The organism is Lachnoclostridium sp. An138 (assembly GCF_002160765.1).
In the GTDB taxonomy this organism is placed as follows: domain Bacteria; phylum Bacillota; class Clostridia; order Lachnospirales; family Lachnospiraceae; genus Laedolimicola; species Laedolimicola faecalis.
Map to the genome: position 1 here is coordinate 112,948 of NZ_NFLF01000010.1, position 10,927 is coordinate 123,874.

Sequence of the window (10,927 nt, forward strand, 5' to 3'; positions counted from 1 at the left end):
CTATCCCGGACTGCCTGCGTTTACCGGTTTTCAGTTCAGCTTCAGGGATTCTTCTACAAGAACCTCCGGAACATGCTTCTGCAGCTCATAAACCAGATTTTTCAGTTTATGCTGAGGAAAAAACAGCTTGTAACGTCTCTTCTCCGTCGTAAACACCGCCACAACCTTGGACGTCTGGTATTCCGCTACCTGTACCTGCCGGATTTCTTTCCAGGGAACTACAAACCCCAGTTTCGCCACGCCTCCTTCGCAAATCCCGCGCCGTATGGCAAGGGTAAAGAAGACCGCCATCAAAATCAGCGTATTGCGCAGACTGACCAGGAAATCCGCTGTCGGATTCGGACGGAAAATCAAAGCCGCAAAAAGCAGTACCAAACAAAAAGTAAAAAAATCGTCTTTTCCTTTTACGGTAATCCGGCGGTTCCGCCGGATTACCGTATAGGTCTCATAGACCAGCACGGCCAGCGCCGCGATGCTGATCAGATAATTCAGTATTGTCATCTTAAAAACGTCCTGTTATGAAATCTCATCCGGGAAGTTCTCTTTTACACAGTTTACAAGCAGTTCCGTAACCACAGCCTTATCCAGCATACTTGTAGTCTGGATAATCTTGGCGTCTGTCGGCGGAAGCATCTCTACAATCTCAGGACTGGTCAGAACAACGTCTGCGCTCATCAGGTAGCCGGCGGCTTCTCCGTGGGCGCACGCCTCTACGGTCGCACTGATTCCATTCTCCATACAGATATTATTTACATTGATTTTCAGCAGCATGCTGGTTCCCATTCCATTGTGGCATACACATACGATATTTAACATAGTTTTTGTTCTCCTTTCTATATTGCATCAATTTCAAAATATCTTCTACAGCTTCGCAGGCTGCGATCAACCGGATACCGGAATTCCCAGCAGAGAACCGATTCCTTTGAGAACCGCTGAAATCGCCACCCAGATCGTCGCATAATCACTGACGCCCTGCCACCAGGTCAGATCCAGCATCGCTACTGCCAGCGCAGAACCGAAAATCTGAATCAGTCCGGTACAGAAGCAGATAACTACCAGTGCTTTCCAGCCTCCGAACTTGTTCGCGAAGATACCTACGGTTGCTCCGTCAAAGAACAGCGGAATAAAGCTCGGAATCAAAACAATCGGACTTCCCGTTACAATCAGTATCACCACGCCCGCAATCTGGCCGACGGCTCCGCAGAGGAAACCAAGGACTACCGACTTGGGAGCAAATCCATAAAGGGCCGCACAGTCTACACCAGCTACCGCGCCGGGCAGGAGCTTCTCAGAAATACCCTTGAAAGACATCATCAGCTCGCCTACGAACATACGCACGCCCGTAAGCAGTACCCACAGATCCGCTGTCAGCGTAATCGCAATCCAGAGCATGAAGATAACGGTATTCTTATATGTAGGCTGGTTGAAACCATCTGCTCCGCGCATCGCCTCTATGCCGTCGCCTCCGATTACCAGCATAATCACCGCCGTAGCAATCAGCATACACAGCAGAGTCGCCAGCAGACTGTCCTGAAGGAAGTTGAGGGAAGACGGAAGTTTCTTTTTCTCGATGTCATCCTTCTTGGGATCTCCAATCTTCGGAGCAACCTTATATGCCACATAGTCCATCAGCATCTGCTGGTGCGCTACCGTCAGGTCCGCGCCGCCGGTGATTACCTTGGTGGGCTTAATCAGAATAGTGGAACAAATGCCCCAGTACAAAGCCGTCAGAGCAGAAGCAATCAGAATCGTGGGAATCATTCCTGTTCCCAGGAAACGCCATACAATATAAACACTGATTCCACACTGTACAATCATTGCATTTCCGGTCAGATAGATAGCGCGAATCTTTGTCCATTTACGTAAGGCAACCAAAACCAGATTCATGATAAAAGCTACCAGCAGGGTGTAAAGGCCCCAGGTCGTACCGACTCCCGATCCCAGAACAGCGTCCATTTTCTCAAAACCGGCTGTCATCGTGGAGTAGGTGTTCAGTCCGGCTCCCTGAAGTCCTGTGGAATTTCTCAGTGCCGTCAGCAGATGTCCGAAGTTCGTGGACAACGCACCGGAGCCGATTCCCATAACAATAATTCCGATAGATGCCTTGAAAGCTCCAATCAGCGCCTTGGACACCGTCTGCTTCATAGCCATATAGCCGATGAATACAACGATGGCCAGCAGCAGGAACGGCTGCGTAAAGATCTGATTCAGCAGCAAATCAACAATATAACTCATACTCTTCTCCTTATCTCTTAATCATAATTGTTCTTTATCTGATACCCGGAAAACTGCGCGCCTGTTTTTCAGGGTTTCATTCTGAAAATTTTTTCTTACTCTTGCCGTACGGCATTTTAACCTGTTTCGAATGCCGAATCCAGTACAATATGTCAAATTACCTTTGATTCGCTTTCATGATAGCAGTATTTTTCGCCATTTATTCCGATTTTTTTTGGAGAATAGTACTTTTTTTGGATATTTTCCCTGTTTTGCTCACTTATCACATCTGTTCCCGCTGTGCACAAATTTTCACACTCCGAAATTTTTTTCACTTTATTCTTACCGTCAGATCATTTTTCCTCCCTGTATCAAAACATTCATAGCCGTCCGCTCATCTGTAATCAGGGTATTGAACAGTTTTCCGTGAAGCGCTCCAAGAATCGGAAGTACCTTTTCCCTGCCCTGCGCCACGCAGATCACATGCTCCCTGGCCACAATCTCTTCTATTTCCAGTCCGAAAATCTTATCATGCAGCGCCGTATCCGCCATTTTCCCGTTAATATCATAATACCGTCCGCAGAAAAGGCCCACAGAGCCCATTTTCTTCAGGTGCAGCTTCTCTTCCTGCCCCAGATAGGAGTTCCACAGGATGCTCTTGTCCTGCAGGTCAAATTTCCCCACAGAACTTAAAATCACATCTGCCTTCTTAGCCAGTTCAATCGTTTTTCCCACGGCGGCTACCCTGTTCAGCACCTGCCGCGCCTCACTATCTTCCAGAACAAAGGGCGCAAACAGATTATGGCTGGTCCCTCCGTACATTTTGGCAAATTTCCGTACCAGATCCATCTCCTCTTCGTTCTGGGAAGGATTATTCATCAGGCCAATCAGCTGTACAACCTGAATCATAAGCTTTTCTTTGGGTTCCATACATTCCACTACCGCCCGCAGGGTCCGCCCTCTTCCAATCCCGACGATGGAGTTTTCTTTTAAAATAGAATCTGTATACTGGGCAGCCAGCCCTGCCACTGACAGAAAAGCCTCTTCCTCCGGACAGTCTGCCAGAATAAGCACCTCTTTCAGTCCAAACTGCTCCTTGAACAGTCTCTCCAGAAACGAATTTCTCTGAGCCCCGCCGCAGATGCGGATTTCGACCTTTCTTTGTTCTTTCGCCAGCTTAAGCAGACGGGAGACCTTCGTCCTGGACAAAAAAAGCTCTCTGGCAATCTCCGCCTGCGTCATATCCTCCTGATAATACATAGATGCAGCCTGCATCATCAGTTCATCCTGGTTATCACCTGTCATAACTATCCTCTTCTTCCGGCAGTCATCTCCTGCCTGTCTTTTTTAAGTGAGATTATACCATTTTTCAAAATCTTCTTCAATATTCTGCGTTTTCAAATCAGAACAGCCGCTTTTTCTCCGGCACAAAATATTTTCATATGTGTAAATATTTTGTGCCAGCATCTTGATTCAACTGTTTAAAAATGATATTATTACCAAAAGCCGCCTTATATTTTTACCAATATCGGAGGAACTGCTTTGAAACCTGCCTTATACACTAAAATTCAGCCAAAACAACTGGAAAAACTTCTGAAATGCCTTCACAGCTGTCTGGACCTCCCGGTTTCCGTTCTGGACGAAAACGGAAACGTCCTCTGTGGACTCGGACTGTCCCTTTCTTTCTGTCTCTGCTTTAAAAAAATACTTCCCCGCCGTTCCGGTGGAGAAGATCCCTGCCATAAGCTTCACGCAGAGGCTGGAAAGCGCGCGATGAAATCCGGAAATTCCTTTATTTTTTCCTGCCATGCCAATTTAAGCCATCTGAGCTTTCCGCTAAACAGCGGCCGGCAGCAGCTCGGCTCTATCCTGATAGGCCCCTTTTTTACGGATACCCCTGATCCTGATATGTTTGTGGATCTTTCCAAACGATATTCCCCCGGAACCAGGGAACTGCTTGAACTCTATGAGGAGGCAAAGCATATTCCTTTCATCACGCCGGAGAAAGCAGAACAAATCAGCTGGCTCATTTCCTATGTCTTTTCTCCTATCCTCTCCTCAGGCAGTTCCATGCCTCAGACAGCCGCTCAAAACAGGACTGAGGAAACGAAAGGAACGGATTATGGTAAGGGAACAGATGCGATAGAAAACGCCATCGCCTATATGAAGCAGCATTATAACAGACCTCTTACCCTGAAAGAAACTGCCGACCATGTGGAGCTGAACCCCTCCTACTTTTCTACGCTCTTCAAGCAGTCCTGCGGTTCTTCCTTCAAAGAATATCTGAATTCTATCCGCATCGAGGAAAGCAAAAAACTTCTTGCCGCCACGGACAGGTCTATTCTTGACATCGCTCTTTCCATCGGCTTTGAAGATCAGAGTTATTTCACCAAGGTATTTAAAAAATATACGGGACTGACTCCCAAACAATACCGCGGCTGAGCCCCGGTTTCCCGGAAAACCTCGGCCATCAAAGAGGCAGCAGACCGAATTTTCCATTCAAAGCCTGCTGCCTCTTTTCCCTGCTGCACTCTATTCAAAATACATATATTCCATATACAATTCCTGAAACATCTTATCGTTTGACAGCGGAAGCTCCCGTGACATTGCCTTGATCGCTTCTGTCTCTTTTTCTGCGCCAGGATTCAGAAGATACCGAATGCTTCCCTGCAGGCAGCTGTTCCCCACCGCCTCTGTCCTGTCCCCGCACTGTGTCGGAAGGAGACCGATGTTTACAGCCTTTTGGATGTTCATTTTATATCCGAATCCACCCGCGATATAAAACCGTTCCACCTCTTCACAGCTGATTCCGTACCGGGATACAAGTGTTTCCAGCCCGGCCCGCACTGCAGCCTTCGCAAGCTGTATCTCCCGGACATCCTTCTGATAAAATCTCAGGTTTCCCTCTTCGGAGAGAAGAACTCCGTCCTGAAAATACGGCTCTTCCATTAATCCGGTCTCGTCTATGATTTCTGCTTTCTTCAATTCGTAAATCACATCAATGATTCCGGTACCGCAGATTCCGGCCGGTTTTGCATGATTGATCGTTTCCGTCTCCATCCGCCCGTCCTTATAAACCGCGCTGCAGATCGCTCCGGGAATACTTCCTGTGCCGCAAGTAATATTGCCGCCTTCAAAGGCCGGTCCCGCTGCTGTAGACGCAGTGAGAATGCCGTCTCTGCATCCCACGGCCATTTCTCCGTTGGTCCCCAGGTCAATAAGAACTGCCGGTTTTTCCCGTTTTGCGAACTCAAGAGTATACAGCCCGGATACAATATCTCCGCCCACATAGGTGGAAATTCCCGGATAAACTGTCACCGGACAATCCTGCCCTGCATCTCCCAGCAGTTCCCGGTAAGAAATATGAATGGTATCAATATTCACAGGCTCAAACGGGTAGACTCCCAGGGTCTCGCAGGAATATCCCATGAGCAGATGTACCATAGTCGTGTTGGCCCCGATGACCATTCTGCTGATTTTCAGCCGGCTGCCTTCTGTCAGTTTTTCGACCCCTTTTAAGAGATCCTGCCGGATGCTGTTTCTCAGCTCTTCTCTTTTCCCATTGTTTGACGCGTCTATCCTGCTGATTACATCTGCCCCGTAAGCCCGCTGCCTGTTGATCGCTGTATAGACATCAGCAGTCTTTCCATCAGACAGATCCACCAGCTGCATGGCAATGGTCGTGGTTCCGATATCTGCCGCGATTCCGTAATTTCCTCCATCAGGCAGTTTTTTCTCTGTTCCTTCTTCTGCATCCGCAAGTACATAAAAATCTGACTCGGCATTATCCAGCAGAATTGTGCATTCCTGCTCCGGATAGGTCCTGCAGGCCAGTCTCCACCCCTGCTTCAGCTCTTCCTCTGTAAAAACCTTTCTGTCTGCCTCCCCCGGCTCCACAGCTCCTTCCAGGAAGCGCACCCGGCACTTTCCGCAGCTTCCTCTTCCCGCGCAGACTGCAGGCAGGAAAATATCCTGTTTCTGAAAAGCCTCAAGCAGGCTTTCTGACTTTTTCGCTTGTATCTGCTTTTCCTTCTCTCCGATGCGCACCTTTACCGTAACAAAGGGAATTCTCCGGTTTTTACAGGTCAGATTGCCGCACCTGCTGCAGTCGTGCTCCGGATGGTAATGGCTGGTATCATCATCCAGAAGATATACCTGGCAGACAGTCTTGACAGGATCATACATAAAGCTTGACTTAATCCCGATCCCTTCCCGCTCTGCTCCGACCGCATCATAAGCCCGCTTCTGGATACTCATGGGAATATCCTGAGGCGCTTCGACACGTCTTACGATTCCTTTTCCCTTCTTCCGGCACATGTCCACCACCGTCTGCTCCATTGCCGTGTCCATCTGAAAGAGGTAATTATCCGCAATGGCGTCTGCCATCATTCCACGCATATAGTCCCCTTCGGCAAACAGCTGTGTAGACCATTCCCCCATCTTTTTGCCAATCGTAAAAACTCCGAACAGTGCTTCCTTTATCTGCTTCCCATCTTCCTCTACCGTATACCCTTCCAAGCTTCCAAAGCCCAGCAGAGCCTTCGGCTCAATTTTTTCGTACGCCAGGGGAAGCATCTCTTCCAATTCCTCTGTCAGTTCTTCATAGGCTTCGCTTTCTTCCCTGATGTCCAGGAATCTGCAGACATCCTTAATGGAAATTTTTATGTCAAATTCTGTTCTCTTCAATCTGCCACCTCTTAACCCACGGCATGCTTCGCATTTTCCTTTATAAAGAAAGAAAACCCTTTTATCCAAAAGAGTTTAATACCTTACATCCCTGTTCTTTTTTTGCAGCCCGTCTCCCACCCAAGATCAGACTGCTCTGCCGCAAAAGTATCCTGACTCACAGTTCATCCTAAGAATCCCCTTCTCATCCCGTAGGACAATGGTTTTCTGATTCTTCGTCCCTGCTCACAGTAGGGGTAAGCCTGTACCGGATTTTCACCGGTTTCCTTTTGACCGTTCAGATTCAGATTTTCGGCTGGCGTATCCAGTTACACAGCCGCTTTCTTTTCAAGCACAACCTTCTTTGCCACCTCAGCGCAGGACGCTGCGTCAGGAGTATAATAATCTGCTCCAATCTGCTCACAGAAGCTTTCATTTACCGGAGCTCCGCCGATCATTACGATGTACTTGTCACGAAGTCCTCTCTCCTTAAGCATGTCAATGCAGTCCTGCATCTTCGGCATGGTCGTGGTAAGAAGCGCGGACATACAGATAATATCTGCTCCCACTTCTTCCGCCTTGTCGATATATACGGAAGTCTCCACATCCACTCCCAGATCGTAAATCTCAAAACCTGCGCCTTTGAGCATCATGACAACCAGGTTTTTACCGATATCATGAAGGTCTCCCTGCACGGTTCCGATAACAGCTTTCCCGACAGGCTCATTTCCGACTTCAATCAGCTTCGGCTCCAGCACGCTTAAGCCCACGTTCATCGCTCTGGCTGCGACAAGCACTTCCGGAACAAATACCTCATTGTTCTTGAACTTTCCGCCGATAATCATCATACCGGACAGAAGACCATCGTTCAGAATCGCCTTCGGGTCCATGTTTTCATCCAGCGCCTGCTGTACCAGCTGCTTTACATTCTTGGCACGTCCCTTCTGAAGATACTCTGAAATTTCCTGAATAAGATCCATAATTACACCCTCCATTGTAATCCGATTTATTTGTCCTTTATTATATAGAAAACTCTTTTCCCGTTTTGGTAATTATTCACGATTATTTGTACTAATTTATTCTTTTCCAAATTTTATTGTGAAAAACTGATAAAACTATGATACAATAGCCTTATCTTTTATATTTCATACCAAAGGAGAGAGAGCATTGAAGCAGTTACTATACACCATTGTGCCCGAAAAGACTCTGAAAGATATGGCGCTCACTTTCCATACCTGTATAAAGCTTCCCATACAAATCATCAACGATCAGGGGGAAATCCTGGTTTCCGAAGGAGACACTCCCCGATTCTGCGCTCTGTTCCAGAAGCATCTTCCTTCCAGAGATTCCTGTGAGAAAATGCATATCTCTGCCAGCAAAAAGGCCATTGATCTTGGAGAACCCTATATTTTTGCCTGCCACGCAGAGCTGAACCATATCGTATATCCTCTGATCAATAAAAACACTTTCCTGGGCTCTATCCTTGTGGGACCCTTCCTGATGGACCAGGCAGATTCCATTCTGATATCCACTATCACAAAACGATATCCCATGTCTACGGAAAAAGCTCTGGAATTGTATGATGAGACAGAAGGCATTCCGGTGATAGAGGCTTCTGTTGTAAACCATATCAGCCATCTTCTGTTCTATCTCTTTTCCAATCTCATCATCGAGAGTAAAAAAGAGCTGTGGCAAAACAATCAAAAGCTTCTCCAGCAATCGCGTATCAACGAATCCATCCAGCGCTACAAAGCAGAGAACCTGGAAAAGCCGCCTTATCCTTATGAAAAGGAAAAGGAACTGCTCAGCAAAGTCAAGCAGGGGGACGCGCCGAAAGCCAACGCCATTCTCAACGATCTCCTCGGATATGTATTCTTCTCCGAAGGGAACAGCCTGGATATCGTAAAAGCGAGAGCTTTGGAGCTCTGCTCTCTCCTGTCAAGAACGGCCATCGAGGGCGGCGCGCCCACAGACAGTATTCTGAAACTGAATAACCAGTTCCTGCAGAATCTCCAGCAGATCAACACCATCGATACCCTCTGCTACAAGCTTCAGGAGATTGTGGAAACCTTCTCGGAAAGCATGTTTAATTACATTCCTTCCAAAAACCACGAAATTACCAAAAAGGCCATCCTGTACATATCAGAACACTTTAACGGGCCCCTGACTCTGGAAGATGTGGCCAGCCACGTACACTTACATCCTTCCTACTTCTCGACGCTGTTTAAAACCTGCATCGGCTCTTCCTTCAAGGAGTACCTGAACATGGTCCGCATCGAGGAAAGCAAACGGCTTCTTGCAAACACTGATTTTTCCATCATCGACATTGCGCTGGCTGTAGGCTTCGAGGATCAGAGCTATTTTTCGAAAGTATTTAAAAAGTATACCGGACTCACACCGAAGCAGTTCCGGTAATCTCCGCAGCAGAAATCCGGGCGGCCGGAACAGTACTTTCATTTCTGTCCGGCCGCCCGGATTCTTTCTTCTAACTGCCTTCAAATAATATCCCTGAAATACCCTTATTTATAAAACAGCCTTTTACCGATTATAATACTCATCCACTGTATCAAAGAATGCCTGGATATTTTCCATCGGCGTCATAGGCGGAATATCGCAGCCGCTGGCAATCACAAAGTTCGGATATTTTCCGCATCTCTCCAGAAGCTCCAGCGTCTCCGTTTTCACCTTCTCCGGTGTTCCATTCCGGAATGTTCCTGCAGGATCGATATTTCCAATCACGAGGCTGTCCTCCGGAAGCACTTTCAAAGCATCCTCAATATCTATCGCATTTCCGATGCTGTATGCAGACGCACCGATTTCCTTGATATTATCAAGAAGAGGAACCACATTTCCACAGTTATGGTACACAATGATAAAGTTGTCGTCTTCCACGCTCTCCCGAATCTTTTTCACGTACGGAGTAGAGAACTCTTTGATCAGGGACGGTGACAGCAGGCCGGCTGCCGGCTCAGCAATGGCAATGCCATTTGCTCCTGCCTCTTTAAAGGCCTTGGCATACTCAATCAGGAATTCCGTCGCCTTTTCCAGAACGGTCTCCACCATTTCCGGATCGTCATAGCACAGAATCATGATCTCCGTCATGTCCAGCAGTCTTCCTGCCAGAGAGAAGGGACCAATGATTCCTGCCAGCACCGGGCGGTCTGTGATAAGCTCTGATACTTCTTTGATTCCTTTGACACATTCCCCTGTACGGCCTGCGCCTACCTCAGGAACCTTTAATGCTTCCGCTTCCTCCTCATCGTGTACCAGCGCTGCCGTTACGGTCGGCACTTCGTCTTCACTGTACTGTACGGAGCTTCCGAACGCTTCCGCCTCTACTGATAAATCCATCAGGCTGAATGCCGCGCCCGTATTGAACTTTTTCGCAATTGCCTCCATACAGAGTGCCTGCAGATGTCCGTCTTTTACCATTTCATCCACACTGTGTCCTGTGAGCTGGATTCCCGGGAAAGACAGAATCGGCATAGCCTTTTTTTCCGGCGACTGAATGCATTCCCGAACCCAATTCTTCATATCGAACTTCATATCTGATCCTCCTGCGATATTTATTTTTTATAAATTATAACATTTTTACCTTTTTTTCTTTGTAATATGTTTATATTTTTAGGATAAATTAAAGGCATTCTGGGAATCAGGTCAGGAATCCTGTGAGAAATTCTGTATGTCAAAAAAGGATTTTCGATTCCTTCAATCGAAAACCCTTTTGTAAATTCATGCTTTATACAAATGTTTTGTACCTTCAAAACTATATACTGTCAATCCATTTTTTAAGACTTTTTTCTATCCTATGACGCTTTGCAAAAACATTGGCTGTATCCGCTCAGAAACCGGTCACTCGGAATCCGCTTCGCTTCTTCCTCGTGCCTTTTGCTTCGCAAATGTCTGTCCGCTTCGCCTGTTTCCTTCCAGAGTGCAAGCACTCCTCCTTCCACAGCCTTGCGTCCAGCCGCTTTCTTCGCTTTTTGGTCAAGCCCTCGACCTATTAGTAACAGTCAGCTCCACACGTTACCGTGCTTCCACCTCTGCC

9 protein-coding genes and 1 riboswitch are annotated in these 10,927 nt (G+C 47.3%); of the genes, 2 read left to right on the forward strand and 7 right to left on the reverse strand.

Features of this window, described 5'->3' with window-relative positions; genetic code table 11:
- Nucleotides 1–30: 30 nt before the first annotated feature.
- The 4 genes from B5E82_RS10205 to B5E82_RS10220 all read right to left on the reverse strand — a co-directional run bounded on the left by B5E82_RS10205 (nucleotide 31) and on the right by B5E82_RS10220 (nucleotide 3,519).
- Complete coding sequence (locus B5E82_RS10205; RefSeq protein ID WP_087307441.1) at nucleotides 31–501, reverse strand: hypothetical protein; 471 nt, start codon at nucleotides 499–501, stop codon at nucleotides 31–33.
- Between the two features lie 15 nt (nucleotides 502–516).
- Complete coding sequence (locus B5E82_RS10210; RefSeq protein WP_087307442.1) at nucleotides 517–816, reverse strand: PTS sugar transporter subunit IIB; 300 nt, start codon at nucleotides 814–816, stop codon at nucleotides 517–519.
- A 66-nt stretch (nucleotides 817–882) separates the two neighbouring features.
- Nucleotides 883–2,235 (reverse strand): PTS transporter subunit IIC, encoded by a 1,353-nt coding sequence (locus B5E82_RS10215; protein ID WP_087307443.1) that lies wholly within the window; start codon nucleotides 2,233–2,235, stop codon nucleotides 883–885.
- Nucleotides 2,236–2,562: 327 nt separating this feature from the next.
- Nucleotides 2,563–3,519, reverse strand: a complete 957-nt coding sequence (locus tag B5E82_RS10220; protein WP_087307444.1) for a sugar-binding transcriptional regulator — start codon at nucleotides 3,517–3,519, stop codon at nucleotides 2,563–2,565.
- A 237-nt stretch (nucleotides 3,520–3,756) separates the two neighbouring features.
- Between B5E82_RS10220 and B5E82_RS10225 the strand changes: the two genes are divergently transcribed.
- On the forward strand, nucleotides 3,757–4,656 hold the full coding sequence (locus B5E82_RS10225) for an AraC family transcriptional regulator (RefSeq protein WP_087307445.1): 900 nt from the start codon (nucleotides 3,757–3,759) through the stop codon (nucleotides 4,654–4,656).
- Between the two features lie 90 nt (nucleotides 4,657–4,746).
- Here B5E82_RS10225 and B5E82_RS10230 read toward each other — a convergent pair whose 3' ends face one another.
- Together B5E82_RS10230 and B5E82_RS10235 are read right to left on the reverse strand one after the other, a co-directional pair.
- The gene (locus B5E82_RS10230) at nucleotides 4,747–6,900 is read right to left on the reverse strand and encodes an ASKHA domain-containing protein (RefSeq protein ID WP_087307446.1); all 2,154 of its coding nucleotides are present in this window, start codon (nucleotides 6,898–6,900) and stop codon (nucleotides 4,747–4,749) included.
- Between the two features lie 126 nt (nucleotides 6,901–7,026).
- A riboswitch (cobalamin riboswitch) is annotated at nucleotides 7,027–7,209 on the reverse strand.
- The gene (locus B5E82_RS10235) at nucleotides 7,209–7,859 is read right to left on the reverse strand and encodes a cobalamin B12-binding domain-containing protein (protein ID WP_087307447.1); all 651 of its coding nucleotides are present in this window, start codon (nucleotides 7,857–7,859) and stop codon (nucleotides 7,209–7,211) included. (Overlaps the previous riboswitch by 1 nt.)
- 187 nt (nucleotides 7,860–8,046) lie before the next feature.
- Between B5E82_RS10235 and B5E82_RS10240 the strand changes: the two genes are divergently transcribed.
- The gene (locus tag B5E82_RS10240) at nucleotides 8,047–9,294 is read left to right on the forward strand and encodes a PocR ligand-binding domain-containing protein (protein WP_087307448.1); all 1,248 of its coding nucleotides are present in this window, start codon (nucleotides 8,047–8,049) and stop codon (nucleotides 9,292–9,294) included.
- A 123-nt stretch (nucleotides 9,295–9,417) separates the two neighbouring features.
- On the opposite strand, the gene B5E82_RS10245 is transcribed toward B5E82_RS10240, so the two are convergent.
- A complete protein-coding gene (locus B5E82_RS10245; RefSeq protein ID WP_087307449.1) occupies nucleotides 9,418–10,425 on the reverse strand; it encodes a uroporphyrinogen decarboxylase family protein in 1,008 nt (335 codons plus the stop codon).
- Between the last annotated feature and the right edge of the window lie 502 nt (nucleotides 10,426–10,927).

Bases quoted from the DNA above. Each gene is read 5' to 3' on its own strand.
- B5E82_RS10205 (WP_087307441.1), bottom strand. From the start codon at position 501: ATGACAATACTGAATTATCTGATCAGCATCGCGGCGCTGGCCGTGCTG.
- B5E82_RS10210 (WP_087307442.1), bottom strand. From the start codon at position 816: ATGTTAAATATCGTATGTGTATGCCACAATGGAATGGGAACCAGCATG.
- B5E82_RS10215 (WP_087307443.1), bottom strand. From the start codon at position 2,235: ATGAGTTATATTGTTGATTTGCTGCTGAATCAGATCTTTACGCAGCCG.
- B5E82_RS10220 (WP_087307444.1), bottom strand. From the start codon at position 3,519: ATGACAGGTGATAACCAGGATGAACTGATGATGCAGGCTGCATCTATG.
- B5E82_RS10235 (WP_087307447.1), bottom strand. From the start codon at position 7,859: ATGGATCTTATTCAGGAAATTTCAGAGTATCTTCAGAAGGGACGTGCC.
- B5E82_RS10245 (WP_087307449.1), bottom strand. From the start codon at position 10,425: ATGAAGTTCGATATGAAGAATTGGGTTCGGGAATGCATTCAGTCGCCG.